Source organism: Pseudomonas graminis (assembly GCF_004364335.1).
Lineage (GTDB): Bacteria > Pseudomonadota > Gammaproteobacteria > Pseudomonadales > Pseudomonadaceae > Aquipseudomonas > Aquipseudomonas graminis_D.
The window spans coordinates 68,155-85,549 of record NZ_SOCR01000005.1; the positions used below are offsets into that span (position 1 = coordinate 68,155).

The 17,395-nt window shown below is 53.0% G+C and carries 12 protein-coding genes and 1 tRNA gene; 12 read left to right on the plus strand and 1 reads right to left on the minus strand.

Going from position 1 to position 17,395, the window contains the following annotated elements:
• Positions 1-192 precede the first annotated feature (192 nt).
• From EC919_RS10225 to EC919_RS10235, 3 genes are all read left to right on the plus strand, one after another.
• Positions 193-852, plus strand: coding sequence for a hypothetical protein (locus tag EC919_RS10225; protein ID WP_133773593.1), 660 nt, complete (start codon positions 193-195; stop codon positions 850-852).
• A gap of 64 nt (positions 853-916) precedes the next feature.
• Positions 917-1,411, plus strand: a complete 495-nt coding sequence (locus EC919_RS10230; protein ID WP_133773595.1) for a hypothetical protein — start codon at positions 917-919, stop codon at positions 1,409-1,411.
• 90 nt (positions 1,412-1,501) lie between these two features.
• On the plus strand, positions 1,502-2,053 hold the full coding sequence (locus EC919_RS10235) for a cytochrome b (protein ID WP_243842237.1): 552 nt from the start codon (positions 1,502-1,504) through the stop codon (positions 2,051-2,053).
• 172 nt (positions 2,054-2,225) lie between these two features.
• Here EC919_RS10235 and gabP read toward each other — a convergent pair whose 3' ends face one another.
• Positions 2,226-3,617: a GABA permease gene (gene gabP, locus EC919_RS10240; protein ID WP_133773597.1), complete on the minus strand. Its 1,392-nt coding sequence runs from the start codon at positions 3,615-3,617 to the stop codon at positions 2,226-2,228.
• A 496-nt stretch (positions 3,618-4,113) separates the two neighbouring features.
• On the opposite strand from gabP, the gene EC919_RS10245 reads away from it, so the two are divergent.
• The 9 genes from EC919_RS10245 to EC919_RS10290 all read left to right on the plus strand — a co-directional run bounded on the left by EC919_RS10245 (position 4,114) and on the right by EC919_RS10290 (position 17,007).
• Entirely contained in the window at positions 4,114-4,887 is a 774-nt protein-coding gene (locus EC919_RS10245) for an ABC transporter ATP-binding protein (protein ID WP_133773599.1), read from the plus strand.
• A gap of 13 nt (positions 4,888-4,900) precedes the next feature.
• On the plus strand, positions 4,901-5,665 hold the full coding sequence (locus tag EC919_RS10250; protein WP_133773601.1) for an ABC transporter substrate-binding protein: 765 nt from the start codon (positions 4,901-4,903) through the stop codon (positions 5,663-5,665).
• A 67-nt stretch (positions 5,666-5,732) separates the two neighbouring features.
• Entirely contained in the window at positions 5,733-6,428 is a 696-nt protein-coding gene (locus EC919_RS10255; RefSeq protein WP_133773603.1) for an ABC transporter permease, read from the plus strand.
• Entirely contained in the window at positions 6,425-7,114 is a 690-nt protein-coding gene (locus EC919_RS10260) for an ABC transporter permease (RefSeq protein ID WP_133773605.1), read from the plus strand. Before EC919_RS10255 ends, EC919_RS10260 begins: the two co-directional genes overlap by 4 nt.
• A gap of 157 nt (positions 7,115-7,271) precedes the next feature.
• A complete protein-coding gene (locus EC919_RS10265) occupies positions 7,272-8,477 on the plus strand; it encodes a methyltransferase (protein ID WP_133773607.1) in 1,206 nt (401 codons plus the stop codon).
• 295 nt (positions 8,478-8,772) lie between these two features.
• A tRNA-Thr gene (locus EC919_RS10270) sits at positions 8,773-8,848 on the plus strand.
• A 465-nt stretch (positions 8,849-9,313) separates the two neighbouring features.
• Positions 9,314-9,604, plus strand: a complete 291-nt coding sequence (locus EC919_RS10275; protein ID WP_133773609.1) for a DUF6124 family protein — start codon at positions 9,314-9,316, stop codon at positions 9,602-9,604.
• A gap of 889 nt (positions 9,605-10,493) precedes the next feature.
• Positions 10,494-15,458 (plus strand): AAA domain-containing protein, encoded by a 4,965-nt coding sequence (locus EC919_RS10285; protein ID WP_133773611.1) that lies wholly within the window; start codon positions 10,494-10,496, stop codon positions 15,456-15,458.
• Entirely contained in the window at positions 15,451-17,007 is a 1,557-nt protein-coding gene (locus EC919_RS10290) for a hypothetical protein (RefSeq protein WP_133773613.1), read from the plus strand. Before EC919_RS10285 ends, EC919_RS10290 begins: the two co-directional genes overlap by 8 nt.
• Positions 17,008-17,395 lie beyond the last annotated feature (388 nt).

Below are 17,395 nucleotides of genomic sequence, written 5' to 3' on the forward strand. Positions count from 1 at the left end.
CATACCCACACATCGGCTGCCGTGGATAAATCTTGATAGGGTAGAACCACTGGCGGGTGACCAGCGCCGGGACGGACGGCCACAAAAGATTCACCATAAATACCGTAAACCCCTGCATCGAAAGATTCAGGGGTTTTTTATTGGGCGCGATTTATTAACATCTCAGGCTTGAGCCGACCAGGGGACTTCGTGATGGCATCTGTCAGCAAGCAACAGAAACGCGCCAAGCGCGCCAAGACCAAAGCCAAGGCGCAGCGTGTCGCCCGTCAGCATCCGCAGACCCTCAGCCCCATCGTCCCGGATTACTTCATGCCTGACTTCTTGTCGGACGACGAAGCAGCGCTGTTGGACGACGATACCCTGCTAGAGAATTTCGTAGAGCCCGACATCCTCGAAAACATGGACGAAGAAGAGCGGGAGGCGATGGCGGCGGTGATCAGGGGCGAGGACATCGGGATGTCGCTCACTGAAGATGAAATGCTCTTATTGGAGGTGTACCAGACCCCTGCGCCAGAGCCGTCTCAGGCGCAACGCCTCGCGCATTACGAAGCGCTCAAGCTGGCCGAGCAGCAAGGATTCCTGGATTTGCTCGATGCCTTCGCCAGAGGTCCGATAGCCGCCCACGCTTTCTACGACATGGACTTCGACAATTACCTCGACGTCCTTGTCAGCACGCTAGGCGCCTACATGATGTGGGCCCACGGACTGGACGAGGCGACCGTTCGGGCGCGCATCCACGACGATGATTTCTATGAGGCCTTCCGCGCCATACTCGGCGAGATCGAGATGGAATCCACACTGGAGATGCTGGGGATCGACCGCAACAAGCACGACGAACCGGCACAAGACTGAATACAATACGCGCCCGATGATCCTGGGCCATGCGAATGGCTGCACCGCACAAGGAACCGCCGTCATGGCCTCCCCCGACAAACAGCAAAAACGCGCCCAGCGTGCAAAGGCCAAAGCCAAGCAGAACCGTTCCGGCAAGGCCCGGCCGAGCGTCATTCACCCGGTGCTCAACCACGCCTTCGTCAACGAGCCCTTCGATGACGTCGAGATCGACCTGAGCACGTTCGATTTCAAGGACATCGAAGAAAACGGTTTCGACCCGGCGGATTTCGACGACCTGTTCGAAGCAATGAAGCAGGCTGAATCGATAAGCTTGCTGGCGATGTGCGTGGTCTTCCTGCAATACCCGGTGCTGGAGCTGGTGATCGCCGAAGAAGACGAAGAGCCGGCGACCGACTTCATGATGGGCCTGCTGATCACCTACCGCGGGCTCTTCCATGAGGAAGATGAAGACTCCGCCGTTGAATGGATCGGCAGCGACGCCTTCCAGACCGCCTACTACGAAGCGTCGGTGATCCTGCAGAAAAAGAACGCACAGGGTGCAAGCGGGCGTTCTTAAAACGTTTTTTGATTTACATGACCCCGGTCAAAACGGTAGCTTTGCGCCATTACGAGAATGCAACTCCTTCTCAACTAAAGGCTGGCCGTTTTGACACTCCCAAATACTCCTGTGCCGGAACCCGCTTCAGGCGAAACGAGCCCTTACTCCCGAACCCGAATCTTCCTGCATTGGCTGTCTGCTGCAGTCATCCTGTGGGCGACGTTCAGCGGCTTCGGCGTGGCATTGCTCGATGAGAGCGACCCCTTTCGGCAATGGGTCGAGTCGTTCAATCCACAGCTGACCAGCCTGTTTATTCCGTTCTTTGCCTGGAGATTGTGGCTGGCAATCAAGGCGCCCTCACCTACCACCGCTAAAAACGTTCAGGCACGACTGGCGAGCGCTGCGCACAAGGCGATCTACGCGGCAGTGGCCGGCGTGTTGATCACCGGGGTGCTGATGATGAGCCACCCCGTCATGCTCCTGGCGCTGGTGCCGCTGCCACAGCTGATCCACTCGAAGATCGCGCTCATGGAGCTGCATGAGGTGCATCACGTTCTGTGCGCGGTGTTGGCAGGGTTGGTTGCGCTGCATCTGGCGGCGGTCGTGTTGCACCAAGTGCGTGGCAAGTCGGTGTTAGGGAGAATGCGCAGAACAGTGTAGGAGCGCTTGCCCGCGATGACTTATCCAAATTCAATAGAGATGGGCCTGCGAGGCCACAATCGCGAGCAATACCCGCACTCCTCACGACCCAATCATCGAGACAAAAAAAGCCGCCATCATCCCTGATAGCGGCTTCTCGACAGCGGTCGGTCATAACCGACTCACTCCCCCATCAATTCATCACAACCTTGCCAGCCTTCCCCGCCTTGCGACGGTTCGAGACGATCAAACCGGCCGCCACGACCAGGATGCTCAGCAGCCCGGTGGCAATGATCTCCATGCGGTGGCCTTCCTGGAACAGCATGACGGTCAACACGGCGACGATGAACACGATCACCGCCCAGGTCAGGCCCGGGAACAGCCACATGCGGAAGTCGATGGCCTGACCTGCTGCTTCACGCTTGCGGCGCATACGCAACTGGGACACGGCGATGACCAGATACACCAGCAGCGCGATCGCGCCCGAGCTTGCCAGCAGGAAGTCGAACACCGCAGCCGGTGCAACGTAGTTAGCGAACACGGCAGCGAACGCAGCGCCGGTCGACAGCAACACCGCCCAGTAAGGCGTGCCGGCTTTGGTGGTGCGCTGGGAAACAGCAGGCGCGTCGCCACGTTTGCCGAGGGAGAAGAGCATGCGTGAAGCCGTGTAAAGCGCCGAGTTCAGGCAGCTGGTCACTGCGACCAGCACGACGATGTCGACGATCAGCTTGGCGTTCGGAATGCCCATCAGATCGAGCACGGTCTGGTACGAACCCACTTCAGCCAGACGGCTGTCGTTCCACGGCACCAGTGAGACGACGAGGAAGATCGAGAGCAGGTAGAACAGGCAGATCCGCCAGATCACCGAGTTGGTGGCCTTGGTGATTTGCTGGCCGGGGTTCTTCGATTCTGCCGCTGCGATGGTGACAATCTCAGTCCCCATGAACGAGAACATGGTGGTCAGCATCGCCGCCAGCACCGCACCCATGCCGTTAGGCAGGAAACCCTGCGTGTCATACAGATGACTGACGCCGCTGACCTGGCTGTTCGGCAGCAAACCCAACACCGCCGCAATGCCCAGCAGCACGAAGCCAATGATCGCGATGACCTTGATCAGCGCGAACCAGAACTCGAACTCTCCGTAGTTCTTCACGCTGAACAGGTTGGTCGCGGTGAGCAGCAGGGTGATCACCAACGTGAACGCCCAGATCGCCACGTTCGGAAACCACGCGTGCAGAATCGTCGCGGCGGCGTTGGCTTCCAGCGGAATAACCAACACCCAGAACCACCAGTACAACCAGCCGATGGTAAAGCCGGCCCAGTGCCCGATCGCGCGGTCGGCGTAGGTCGAAAAAGAACCGGTGTCCGGCGAAGCGACGGCCATTTCCGCCAGCATGCGCATCACCAGCACCACCAGCGTACCTGCGGCGCCGTAAGCCAGAAGCACGGCCGGTCCGGCTTCGGCAATTGCATGGCCGGAGCCAACGAAGAGACCGGCGCCGATGACGCCGGCAATAGAGAGCATGGTGATGTGACGCGGTTTGAGCCCTTGTTCAAGGTTTGAAGCGTTGGGTGTACTGCTCATGGAACCAACCTTAGAAGGATTTTTGTACGGATCAGGACGCGTGGCGGCTCTTCGTAAAGAGAACACAACAGCTCTGTTATTTATTTTTTACGCAAGAATTACGCCAGAATGTTTCAGATACGACGTCGCAGCGGGATACGGCCGTTCCAGACGGTTTCCGCAAGTCCATGAATGCAATAGCAATTCGCCAGTCATGTAGGAAATGTTACCGAGCGCAACAGGAGTGAGACGATTGGCCGCACCGAAAATACACACTTACGACGAAATGGCACCAAATAAGCGCACAAGAATGGCTGCCGATCGCGCCAGTGGCCGAAACACCCTTCCCCACGGCGGTTAAAGCTGGCACCATCGCGCCCTTTTTGCGCAACGGCATTCTGAGCCCGCGCTCATCAAGCTCATCCTTATAAGCCTTCGCGCTACACGCCCGCTGCGATCGCCCGGTTGCGTCCCACCCGCCAACCCGATGAGCCCACCGAACACACGAGGACTGAACATGGCCGAGGCCACGCCCGCCCTGGAAATCCGCAATCTGCACAAACGCTACGGCGAACTCGACGTGCTCAAGGGCATTTCGCTGAGCGCCCGCGATGGCGATGTGATCTCGATTCTGGGTTCCTCCGGCTCAGGCAAGTCGACGCTGCTGCGCTGCATCAATTTGCTGGAAAACCCTCATCAGGGGCAGATTCTCGTCGCCGGCGAAGCACTCAAGCTTAAAGCCACCCGCAAGGGTGAACTGATCGCTGCCGACAACCGTCAGATCAACCGCCTGCGCAGCGAGATCGGCTTTGTCTTTCAGAATTTCAATCTCTGGCCGCACATGACCGTCCTCGATAACATCACCGAGGCGCCGCGCCGCGTGCTGGGGCAGAGCAAAGCCGAAGCCACCGAAGTTGCCGAAGCATTGCTGGCCAAAGTGGGTATCGCCGACAAACGTCATGCGTATCCCGCACAGTTGTCGGGCGGCCAGCAGCAACGTGCCGCTATTGCGCGCACGCTGGCGATGCAGCCCAAGGTCATTCTGTTCGATGAGCCCACATCTGCCCTTGATCCCGAGATGGTGCAGGAAGTGCTTAGTGTTATCCGTGGCCTCGCCGAAGAAGGCCGCACCATGCTGATGGTGACCCACGAAATGAATTTCGCCCGCCAGGTGTCCAGCGAAGTGATCTTCCTGCACCAAGGGCTGATAGAAGAACAAGGTTCGCCAGACCAGGTCTTCGATGACCCACGGTCGGCGCGCTGCAAACAATTCATGTCCAGCAATCGCTAACGGAGCAACATCGATGCAGACCCTGAGAAACATTCTGTTGGCCGCTGCCGCCACCCTGGCCATGGCCTCCAGCGCCTTTGCTGCCGACACCCTGAAAATGGGCATCGAGGGCGCCTATCCGCCGTTCAACAACAAGGACGCCAGCGGTCAGGTGGTGGGCTTTGACGTGGAGATCGGCAACGCCCTGTGCGCGAAGATGAAAGTGACCTGTGAAACCGTCACTTCCGATTGGGACGGCATCATTCCAGCGCTCAACGCGCAGAAGTTCGACTTCCTGATTTCTTCGATGTCGATCACCGAAGAACGCAAGCAGGCCGTCGACTTCACCATCCCGTACTACTCCAACAAGCTGCAATTTGTCGCGCCTAAAACCACCAACCTCAGCGGCGATCTGGCTGCCATCAAGGAAACGTTGAAGGGCAAGACCATCGGTGCCCAACGCGCGACCCTGTCCGGCTCGTGGCTGGAAGACAACTGGGGCGACGACGTGACCGTCAAGCTGTACGACTCCCAGGAAAACGCCTTTCTCGACCTGGCGTCGGGCCGCCTCGACGCACTGCTCGGCGACAAATACGCCAGCTACGAGTGGCTGAAAGGCAAGGAAGGCCAGAGCTTCGAGTTCAAAGGTGATGCGCTGCCGGTTGACGACAAGATCGGCATCGCGGTGCGCAAAGACGACCCGCTGCGCGACAAGCTGAGCGAAGCGCTGAAAGAAATCATCGCCGACGGCACCTACAAGAAGATCAACGACAAGTATTTCCCGTTCAGCATCCTCTGACCTGCCTGACCATCGCCGCCGTTTGCTCGCGCAGACGGCGGCGTCTGCCCTCTAGACAAACACCGCCATGAACTTCGATCTCTATGGATTCGGCCCGGCCCTTGCCGCCGGCATGCTGATGACCCTCCAACTTGCGCTGTCGGCCCTCTGCCTGGGGCTGGTCCTCGGCCTGCTCGGGGCGCTGGCGAAGACTTCGCCGAATCGACCCCTGCAGTGGCTCGGCGGCACCTACTCCACACTGGTGCGCGGCATCCCCGAATTGCTGTGGGTCTTGCTGATCTACTTCGGCACGGTCAGCTCGATGCGGGCGATCGGCAAGCTGTTCGACATCCCGAACCTGTCGCTGAGTGCGTTCGCGGCTGGCGTCATTGCCCTGGGCCTGTGCTTCGGCGCATACGCCACCGAGGTGTTTCGCGGCGCCATGCTGTCGATCCCGAAAGGTCATCGCGAGGCGGGGCTGGCGCTGGGCATGTCGCGCTCGCGTATCTTCTTCAAGCTGGTAATGCCGCAGATGTGGCGCATCGCGCTGCCGGGGCTGGGCAACCTGTTCATGATCCTGATGAAGGATACCGCGCTCGTATCAGTCATCGGACTGGAGGAAGTCATGCGCCACGCACAGATCGCGGTCACGTCCACCAAGCAGCCTTTCACCTTCTATATGGTCGCGGCGCTGATGTACCTGTGCATGACCGCGCTGTCGATGATCGGCCTGGCATGGCTGGAGAAACGCGCTTCGGTAGGCTTTGCGAGGAGCGCGTCATGAGTTGGGAATTCGTCCTCAAATGGCTGCCGAAACTGCTGCACGGCGCCACCGTCACGCTGGAGCTGGTCGCCGTCGCGGTAATTGCGGGCCTCATTCTCGCCATTCCCCTGGGCATCGCCCGCGCCTCGCGTAACGCCTATGTCCGGGCGCTGCCTTACGCCTACATCTTCTTTTTCCGTGGCACGCCGCTGCTGGTGCAGCTGTTTCTGGTCTATTACGGCCTGGCGCAGTTCGACGTTGTTACCAAAGGCCCGCTGTGGCCTTACCTGCGCGACCCGTTCTTCTGCGCGGCGCTGACCATGACGCTGCACACCACCGCCTACATCGCGGAGATCCTGCGCGGCGCCATTCAGGCCGTGCCGCCCGGTGAAATCGAAGCAGCTCGCGCACTGGGCATGTCCAGAGGCAAAGCGCTGCTGTACATCATCCTGCCCCGCGCTGCACGCATCGGCCTGCCGGCGTACAGCAACGAAGTCATTCTGATGCTCAAGGCCAGCGCACTGGCGAGCACTGTGACCCTGCTCGACATCACCGGCATGGCCCGCACCATCAACGCGCGGACCTACATGCCGGAGCAGACTTTCCTCATCGCCGGGTTGATCTATCTGGTGATGTCGTTCGTGCTGGTGCAAGGCTTCAAACTGCTGGAGCGCTATTTGCGAGTGGACGCCAGCCAAGGGCGGTGAGGATCGCCGCGCGCTCCCACAGAGAACTCGGTCCATGTGGGAGTGAGCTTGCTCGCGAAAGCGGCATTTCAACCGCCAAAGGTCGCTGTGCCTGAAGAGCGCTCCCTTCCCATGATTCACCGTATGCTGCAACGCATATCCCGACTGCCCTAATCAAATGCCACTCACACCCGCGCAACTCCAATCCCGATTCGCCGCGCTCGATGCCTTCCTCCTAGAGCATCAGGCCCTGTGGCGCCCGCGACCCTTCACCCATCGCCATCTGCCGTGGGAGTCGCAGCACCTGGAGCTGTCACGGTGGCTGCGACAACGTTCGCTCGAACAGGCAGAAGCGGCACACAACCATCCCGAACAGCTCGATGCGCCGCAGCCTTTCGCCCAGCTAGCTTTACAGTCGAAGGCGTTAAGCGAGATCGACGCGCTGCCGCCCGTTAGCCTGGAGACTGTGTCAGCGCGCATGAGCGTCGACGTGCCCGGCCGCAAGTGGCAGCAGATCGAAGCCTTCGCCAGCCGCTTGAGCTTTCAGCGACAGCCAACCCACTGGCTGGACTGGTGCTCGGGCAAAGGTCATCTCGGTCGGCGCCTCGCCCATGGCGGCCAAGCCCTGACCTGCCTGGAATACGATGCGGATTTGGTTGAAGCGGGAAGGCAACTCAGCGACAAACTGGGCATCCGCGCGAACCATCTGCATCAAGACGTCCTAGCCGACGATGCGGCTGCGCGCCTCCAAGCGCATCACACGCCCGTCGCCCTCCACGCCTGCGGCGACCTTCATGTGCGCCTCATGCACCTCGCCAGCGACGCCCACTGCCAACAACTGGCGATCGCGCCCTGCTGCTACAACCGCATCGCTGGCGAGCACTACCTGCCGATCTCCCAGCGGGGCAAAGCGTCTGCGCTTACGCTCTCCATCGATGACCTCGGCCTGCCCCTCAGCGAAACCGTGACCGCCGGCGCCCGCATACGCCGCCAGCGCGACACCTCCATGGCCCGACGCCTCGGCTTCGACCTGCTACAGCGACAACTTCGCGGCGTCGACGACTACCTGCCCATACCCTCACTGCCCAGCGCCTGGCTCGACAAACCCTTCGCCGACTACTGTCGCGACCTCGCAGAACTCAAGCAACTCCCCTCCCCCGGCAGTCAGGACTGGACCGCCCTTGAAACGGCGGGATGGGCGCGTCTGGCCGAAGTGCGCAACCTCGAATTGCTGCGCAACCTCTTCCGCCGGCCGCTGGAAATGTGGCTCATCCTCGATCGCGCGCTTTATCTGACTGAGTGCGGGTACGACGTACGCATCGGCACCTTCTGCGACAGCCAAGTCACTCCGCGGAATCTGCTCATTCTTGCAGAGCGACTGTGAGCATTTTTTGACGCGCGCGCCTGTGGATAAGTCTGTTGATGAAATTCCGGCGAACGCCCGGAAATCCTGCTTTGGAGGGGATGTAACCATTTGTTCATTTTTTGGCCAGCGTAAAATTGGCGCTAAAACAGTAGCTTGCGAACGATTGAGAATGGTTCCTGAATCTGACCGATCGTCGCCTTGGGCTTGTGCAGATTGTGAATAACGGTAATCGCCTTCCGGCATAAGGGCCGCGAAAAAACTGAAATTAGGGCTTTACTCGCCAGATCAAATCCCTATAATCAGCGCCCACAACGCCGGTATAGCTCAGTTGGTAGAGCAACTGACTTGTAATCAGTAGGTCCCGGGTTCGACTCCTGGTGCCGGCACCAGATTTAGCAAAAAGGCTCACCGAAAGGTGGGCCTTTTTTGTTTGTGCCAAATGCCACACCGCCAATCCCCGTAGGAGCGCGCTTGCCCGCGAAAGCCGCCCTCCGCCGCACTACCGTCCTACCTCCCCGCCCAACCCACACAAAAAGTCCCAAATCCCGTAGGACGCTTCTGAAATTAAGCGATATCCTCCCGACCGCTTGAACGTATCTGATCCGGCGACTACCTTCCCGCGTGTCGTTGCAAACAACGACCGGGTTTAGTCGCCCGAACACGTCAGGCGCGTAAAGCCCCATAACCTGAGCCGCTGTCATCGACATCGGTTCTGTCCTTTTATGGTGGCTGTACGAGGGGCACCTTCGGGTGCGCCGGGTGCCTGACTTCCCGGTCGACTAACCCGCGTACAGCCGCCACCTATTCGTTTAGTCGCGAACGGTGTCGGTCTCATCCAAGTCAGGAGAGACACCATGATTAAATCCACCCCTCACCCACCCGAAACACCCGCCCCACAATCAACCTGCATCAACGCCAACCTCGGCAACCTGAGCCTGTTCTCGGTCAAGCCCGGCGTAAGAGCTGAGGACGCATTGCTCACCGCCTCCGAATACCTCGCCTGCGCCGCAGCCACCGCCTACGAAGTCGCAGATAACTGCACGCTGGAATTCCGCCCGTTGGCGCGCTCGGTGGTGCATCAGCTTGATGCGGCGCGGGCGTTGATTGAGGTGTCGATCGCCAAGGTGGGCGGTTCGTCTTTGTAGCTGCCCTGCTGCGATCTATTCGCGTAGGCATTCCTTGCGCCAACCTGCGCCCATCTCTTTCTCCCGGAAAGAGACGGGCGCTCCTACCGCTGCTGCAGCCAACTCGTAAAAGGCTTTGCGGCATTCCCCCTCGTGACAATCGGCGTGACAAACACCGAAGTCACCAGCAACAGCGATGCAGATGATGGTGCCGCAGCCCAAGGAATGGACTGCACCTGACTGACAGTCAGGCATGCCCCGGTCATCGCATCACTGCCTTCACCTGACTCAGGATCTCGCGGCGTTGGTCTCGTCAGCCAGTGCAGCCTCCACCCGCCCACTTCTTCGGAAGTGCTCAGGAGGCCAGATAATGAGATACCCAAGCTCCCGGTCGTAAGGAGCCGTGAGTCCAGCGTTAATGGACATCCCCACAGGTCGCAGGGGCCTTGATCCCTGATCACACTCAGCATTCTTGACGAAATGCCGTGGGGGCGAGTTAAAAATTTGGTTTTGGAACCTGATCATGGCATTGGCAGCTAAATGGGGTGAACGGAGTATTGGTATGGTCGCCACGCCGGGACGAAAAGCGCAAAAAAATTGTTCCCTAGGGTGCACTATGGGGCAGCGAACGCGACTCGTAATAGATGGCTGGAGGCTTACCTAAAGCTGATCACAATGAGCAATGAGCTTCGTACCCGGCAGGTTTAGCAGCAACACGCCTCCAGCGAATGTGTACTCGGTCGATCTAGCCGCACCGGCAACCACCATCGGCGATCAAGGCCCCTCTCAATCAACCTGCTGGTTATAGGCAAAATGCCATGCATCCGCTAGTATCAAAGCGCCATCCAACAATGCCATTTATCTGGGTGATTGGATCTCCGAGATTTTATCTAAAGGGACTATAAATGTTATGCGCGTTAAAATATTAGGTGGGAACGGACTACATAAAAGTGAAGTGCGCGCTGTAGAACGAATGGAGAAAGAACTTAGAGACAGCTGGTTTTCTTATGCATCGCTTCTAGTGGTGGACAACCAGGGATCTATGGACATAGATCTTTTAATAATTACTCACGATAGACTATTGTTGGTCGAGCTAAAGGAGTGGAGCGGGAAGCTCGAAAGCCTAGATGGGCAATGGTATATAAACGGAAAAAGAAGAAGCAAGAGCCCCTACGAAACTAAAAGGGTTCATGCTTTAAGGCTGACAAATATCCTTAAGCAAGAACTTGAACATAAGCTTGGATACTACCCTCTCGTAGAGGCACATGTGGTTCTGTGCGGAAGCGCTACCCCAGAGCTATTAACTAGTACAGAAAAAAGGTATGTACACACCCTGGATGAGTTTATTAAAATCAGAGAAGCCTCTGACTACGAGCGTATCACAGAGGACAAGAGCAAATATATCTATGCCGTATTTGAGAAACTAGGTAAACCTAGGCCTAACTCGGAGAAGGTACTACCTTTTATTCAAAGTTTTTTCAGCGGCCACATGGTCAAACCTAAAGGATTTGTTTCACATCATTATGTAGGAAATGAAAACCCCTGGTATACTCACAGCAAAGGCCTATATGTTGAATACAAGGGATTACACGAAGAGGACTCAAATGATCAATCCTTGATGAGACGGTGGGACTTTTCAAGGTTAGGAATTGGGCACGCGACTCAAGATCAATGGGCTAACATAGCGCTAAGAGAGCATCGAATATTTCGCCACGCCAGAGCGGAAAATAGCAAATTAGAACAGTATATGCTGAGGCCGCTAATCTCACTTGGAGAAGAAGATATCTCTGAAGATGCGACTGAGCTGTACGAATTACGTCGCACGACAAAACGATTAGATGAGTACCTAGCTTCCAATGCAAAAAAATGGAGCACAGAGCAAAGGCTTGATCACGTAAGAGCTTTATTAGCGCCCTTTTCTGAACTACATGGCTTAGGCATTGGGCACAGAGATATTGATTGCCACAATCTCTGGTACGCCACGGACCAAAAAAGCATAATGACATCTGGGTTCGCAGCAGCTTTTTTTCCAGAAAAAGGAACCGTTGGAGATTTACGTGCAATTCTCAAAAGTTCAGAGTCGACCTTACCAGAGGATGAGTTTGGGCTAGATGGGGATATACTGGACCCATTCAGACAGGATGTATTTCTGCTCGGACAAGTTGCTTATCAAATATGTTTCTTTGGACAGTTTCCACCGAGAGAGAATAGCGTGCCGGTTTGGAGCCCTCCTAAAGAGGATCCATTCAATGGAGCTTTGAATGACTTTTTCATTAAAGCATTAGACTGGGACTATACAGTAAGGCATGACACCGCTAGTGAAATGCTCGCAGAGTTTAACTCGATTACGATGGGAGTATCATTAAGTTACGATGACACTCAGGAAGTTATAGATCAGATTATGTCTGGTACATTTATAAAGCGTGAGTGGAGCCCATTCTCGCTCTACCAAAATTTCCCCCCTCTTCCGGGCCAAAGCCTGAGCGCCGGTGCGAAAATTTCCTACCAGTTCGCGTACGAAGGAGGGAAAGGAATCTGCAAATTTTGGCAGAAGGCGTATGTAGGCCGCGACACGCCTGGCATGAACCGAAGAATACTCAGGCTACGTAAACGGATTGAGGTTGCGGCCACGCAAAATCTTCCTATAACGAAAATAATTGATTACGGCGTTCTAGAAAGTGGTGGGTTTTTTATTGCCACTGAATACGAAGAAGGTATTATTTGGAATGAGGCTGTTCCGACGTTCGACGCCCCATCAAAAATAATAATTTCTGAGATATTGGTGTCTGCGCTTATAAAAATGCATGGTCACGGGCTAGCCCATGGGGACCTTCACCCTGGAAATATTATTGTAAATCTCGCGCCATACGACGACGATCTTCCCGACAACCTCGCAACGCCGAAAGTAACACTTATCGACTTGATTGATTTAGGGGATAGCAGTGAACCATTTAACGTCGAATATGGCCCCAAAAACCCAGCAATAACAGATAGCTTTGGAAGGGACCGTTACGCTACATATAAATTAGTAGCTGAATTATTTGGAGATGGCATACCGCCAGAAATTAATGCCGAAATTGAAAGGGCTAATAAACAGTCAAATAGCATCCCGGTGTCTCTAGACCCTTTGTTGGAAAGCATCAGAGAACAAAAAAAATCAGACGCCAAAGTTGAGAGCGCTATTACTGAGAGCCCGATGGTATTTATTTGGGCACACAGTTCGTTCCCAAAGGAAGCTGTAAAACTGGAGCCTGATGGTAACTCGTACCATTTCAACTGCAAATGGGATCAGCGATTCCCAGAAATTCTAAACTGCTATATAACCTCGACCAATATCGTATTGATGGTTGCACTAGACCCTGAGCAACGACAAATAAGAAATGTTAAAGCCAACATGGACATTGCACTAAGCGAGCTAGTCTCGGCGAGCAATAAATCGCAAACTACTATTCACCAAAAAATTATCATTAAGCAAGGCACTTCACAGGTTGACTCATCGCGTGAGCTATTGAACTTATTATTCTCTCTCCCCCCGGTCATTGACGCACTTGACGAAAAATATTCTTGCGACAATGAATTGGAGGATGAGGTACCAGAGGGGGTGTATGTAGCTCCAAGCCAGATTTGGCGCACCCTCCTGGATAAGGAGGGTGAGCTTCTAATAAAAATCGAAATAACTGAAGACGATGTCGAAGAGAGCTCAAACGGTAGGCTCCTCATACCATATAGTTTGTCTCATGGAGACACTTTAGACTTTGAGATTGATGATCAAGTTTTTACTTCATTTTCCGAAGATGAAAACCCTTTCGGGGAGTTAGATCTTCTTGAAACCAATCCGAACTTTCTTGCAGTTAAGCCCAATTGGCAAGGAGTACGAAAAAAATTAAAAAAGGGAGTTGAACTAACTTTAGAATCTCTGAAAAGCAAAGCGTCTCGAGATAGAAGAAGACGAGCGCTTGACAAGGTACTAGACGGCGGAGCTACGATTAGTGAGTTACCGTCATATTTTGACTTCAACGCACACCATAAGTCTACTATCACTGGTGATATACCCGCTGAAGAAATCATCCGTGATCTATATGATGTTCCGGGATCAGATACCGAAAAGCTAAATAGCCAACAGATAATCGCCTTTCAGCGAGTCATCTCTGAAGGCCCAATTAGTGTGTTACAGGGACCACCGGGAACAGGTAAGACAGCATTCGTCAGCAAACTTATCCATTATCTGTTCCACACGGGGGGCGCAAAAAATATCTTACTCGTGGGCCAATCACATACTGCCGTTGATAACGTAGCAATTAAAGCGCGCGAGGTGTGCGCAAAGCATTCTACCGATATCAGTATTGTAAGACTTGGGCAAGAGCAGATGATCGATGAAGATCTACTCCATGCGCACCCTGGGGCTATCCAACGAAAAATTCGTCATAAGTTTCATCGAGAGTACGATCAACGTATTAATGCGCTTTCGTCTAGAATAATGCTCCCAACTGATCTGGTAGAGGAGCTATCCAGACTTCATCGCAGTATTCATCCGATGATCGAAAATTTAAGACATTTGGTAAAAAGCTTAGACAAGATCCATCGCCACGCAGAAACTGATGATAGGCGTGCAGACATATCCAACCGAATCAAAGACACAGTCGAACGCATAGCCAGCAACGTTAAAAACAGGTACCCCGAGCTATTGATTGAAAAAGTAGAAGAAGAAAACTTCTGGTCAGAGCTCTCGTCATCCGTAGCACAGCAGTTTGGTGTAAATAACCCTGTAGGCTTAAGAAAATTAAACAATTTGCTTAGAATAAGCCAAGACTGGATTGACGTTCTTTCGAGCGGCGAAGCGAACTATGACAAATTTTTGGTTAAAACATCCCAGCTAGTTTGTGGAACTCTAGTAGGCATGGGTAACAAGAGACTGAGCATCGAAGAGTCTGTTTTTGACTGGGTAATCGTTGATGAAGCAGGTAGAGCACAAGCATCGGAGTTGATGATCCCTCTTCAATCAGCCCGGAAGGCACTCTTGGTTGGAGATCACCGCCAGCTCCCGCCGTTCTATGAAAAGAGCCACCTAAAATCGGTTGCTGCGAGCCTGGGTATAAGTAGCGCCGAAGTTTCTAAAACAGATTTTGAACGCGCCTTTATAACTAACAACGGAATAACCTTAAATACGCAATACAGAATGACCTCTGAGATAGGCGAAATAGTTTCTAGTTGCTTCTATAGCGACACGGATGGGGGCCTAAAAACTGGCAGGGGGTTATCTCCGGAATGGTATGGATTATTGCCTGCACCATGGAATCACCCTGTGACTTGGATCGACAGCGGTGTCGGCGAGCTATCCTCTGGTGAAGAAGAGGTCGCAAAAAACAGATACATTAACAAGCACGAGATTGATGTTTCACTTCACATTTTAAAAACATTAGCAACGACCGAGACAATAGCACTCTTAAGCAACTCCGTCACTAACGAGCAGCCATTTCCCATTGGGATTATCACGATGTACCGGGCGCAGAAAGAGCTATTTGAAGCTGAACTTAGCAAAAGCGAATGGGCCGCACCACTTCGCCCCTTTATAAAAATAAACACTGTTGATTCGTATCAAGGGCAAGAGAACAAGATCATAATCTTAAGCTTGGTGAGAGACAACGCTAGTAAAAACCAAGGCTTTCTAGGTGATCAACCTCGCATCAACGTAGCGCTTTCTCGAGCGCAAGAGCGACTAGTCATTTTGGGCGCGAGGCGGATGTGGGGCAAGAGCAATACAGACTCTGCCTTAAGCCTCGTCCTAGACTACATTGAAGGGCAAGCTCATAACCGCGCTAAAGGTTACGAAATTACAGATGGAACTGGCATAATCAGAGGGATGGCAAATGTTTGATTTCGAAACCAATGAAGTTGAATCTGAACGTAAGCTCGGAAATGTGATTTCACTGTTGCTTCCAGCTAGAAGCTATAGGCTTTATTGTTCTTGGACTCAAGAGGCCCCTTTGCCGGCGATAGAGGAATTTTCTTGCAGGTTGCTTTTGGCGCTGGGAGAGGTGCTCATTGGAGAGCTTCAGGAATATTTTGGTTTGACCACAAGAGAATGTGAAGTCCTAGTTCAAAGCTTGACCGACAATAAACTAGCTACATATACCTCGGAGGGTCTTCTTTCCCCATCTTCAATGCTACAAACTAAAACAAATGGCAATGCCGACATATTACCCAGCCTGACAAAGTACGAAGAAAAGGAGGAGAATCCAGTATTTGATCTATTGACTCTAACCATTCTATCAAGACGCACTTACGACAAAAGTAAGTACGGCCTTCCTGAAATTCCCTTTACAGAGGAAAAAAGCTTAGGTCAGCTTGAAATCTTAGAAGCATTCGGGAAGCAATATCGAGCACACCTTGAATATACCCGGAAAAATGAAATAGATATAAAAAAGACACGACTATATAAAATAAACACTTGCGAACAAGATCGTACACTACAAATCCCTATAGACCTAGACATACATGTTGAAACAACCACTAATGGCAGAGTCAACGTAATCAAAGACTCATCTGAAAAACTCGGGGATTTGAGAAGACGTCCTTTATCTAACAAACTAGAATCAAAAATATCAGACTACTTAAATAGCCTACAAATGCCTAGCGGCGGGCTTTCGCTGGAGGAATATTGCCACATAGTCGATGACCAAATCCTCCTGCGCTATGCATCTAATAATTCATTTGATTTGAACTCATGGCTTTTGGACAGGGCGGAGAAGAAAACTGGATATGGAAACCCTCAAACCCGTGCAATGTTTGGCCCGATCTACCTAGATAATAACCGCACCTTTCTTGAACGCCTCCTAAAGGATAACTCTAGAGACTGGAAGCCTAAGACAATTCATTCCGCATTATGGCTTTCTAGCTTCGCTCCTTTATGGGGGGAGAATGGGTCATTGCTGGGGGAGTTCTCTCGAAAAATCGAGCCACTGCTCGCGGAAGATGAAAGCGTAAAGGGCAATATAGTCGCTCTATTTCCATTCAATGATTATAAGGGAATAAACGAGTTGAAACGGCGGTTTGGGACTCGTATCCCTTCAGCGGTCTGCTTTGGTGGCGATCCATTGCAAGACAGAAGCGAAATATTTTTGATCCCGGGACAAGTTGCAATTTCGCAATTCCACATTCATCCGAGCCCAGATAGCTCGATCACCGTCCCTATAGGATTTATTACTACAGACGTCGAAAGGCTGGCACGCATCCATTCTATATTGTCATATCGGCTTGAAAATCGTCCTCCCCCTCAACTCGCTTGGACAAATGGGAAAATGTCTGCGCACGAACTACTACGATTTAATTTAAACGACGAAGAGCGGTCCGAAGGAGAGGCGCCCAAAAGGCAAAATGAAACTGTAATTTACTACAAGTCTAAGCCAAAAAAGCTCAATGAGTAGATTCAGCGTACATTTCTGCGGCGTCTGAACATCAATACCGAGCCGCAGATCCAGAACAGATGTTTGAATAAAGTCTCACGATTAAAAAGTGGGATTTTATTTAAAATTATTACTTGGAAATTAAACTTTCCGAATAATTTTCAATGGACTCTGCATCATCGGTAAAAACCAGTCGGTCAATGCCTCCAAGACGGAGCTTATGAAGTCCACATTTCTCCGATGCATCAAGGGTATTCGATGGATAACCAAAATATCTGCAGATAATAGGAGTTTAATTAGCCTAACCTTCGGGATGAGATTTTATATAGGCATAAAATTCGAGGCCAAAAAACACTTTTTATTATTGACTTTTGGAGCCGCACTAGGCTTAGCAATGAGGCTCACCGGA

Coding starts and splice junctions, on each gene's coding strand:
- EC919_RS10255 (WP_133773603.1), top strand. CDS start 5,733: ATGAACTTCGATCTCTATGGATTCGGCCCGGCCCTTGCCGCCGGCATG.
- EC919_RS10245 (WP_133773599.1), top strand. CDS start 4,114: ATGGCCGAGGCCACGCCCGCCCTGGAAATCCGCAATCTGCACAAACGC.
- EC919_RS10230 (WP_133773595.1), top strand. CDS start 917: ATGGCCTCCCCCGACAAACAGCAAAAACGCGCCCAGCGTGCAAAGGCC.
- EC919_RS10285 (WP_133773611.1), top strand. CDS start 10,494: ATGCGCGTTAAAATATTAGGTGGGAACGGACTACATAAAAGTGAAGTG.
- EC919_RS10290 (WP_133773613.1), top strand. CDS start 15,451: ATGTTTGATTTCGAAACCAATGAAGTTGAATCTGAACGTAAGCTCGGA.
- EC919_RS10265 (WP_133773607.1), top strand. CDS start 7,272: ATGCCACTCACACCCGCGCAACTCCAATCCCGATTCGCCGCGCTCGAT.
- EC919_RS10225 (WP_133773593.1), top strand. CDS start 193: ATGGCATCTGTCAGCAAGCAACAGAAACGCGCCAAGCGCGCCAAGACC.
- gabP (WP_133773597.1), bottom strand. CDS start 3,617: ATGAGCAGTACACCCAACGCTTCAAACCTTGAACAAGGGCTCAAACCG.
- EC919_RS10250 (WP_133773601.1), top strand. CDS start 4,901: ATGCAGACCCTGAGAAACATTCTGTTGGCCGCTGCCGCCACCCTGGCC.
- EC919_RS10275 (WP_133773609.1), top strand. CDS start 9,314: ATGATTAAATCCACCCCTCACCCACCCGAAACACCCGCCCCACAATCA.
- EC919_RS10260 (WP_133773605.1), top strand. CDS start 6,425: ATGAGTTGGGAATTCGTCCTCAAATGGCTGCCGAAACTGCTGCACGGC.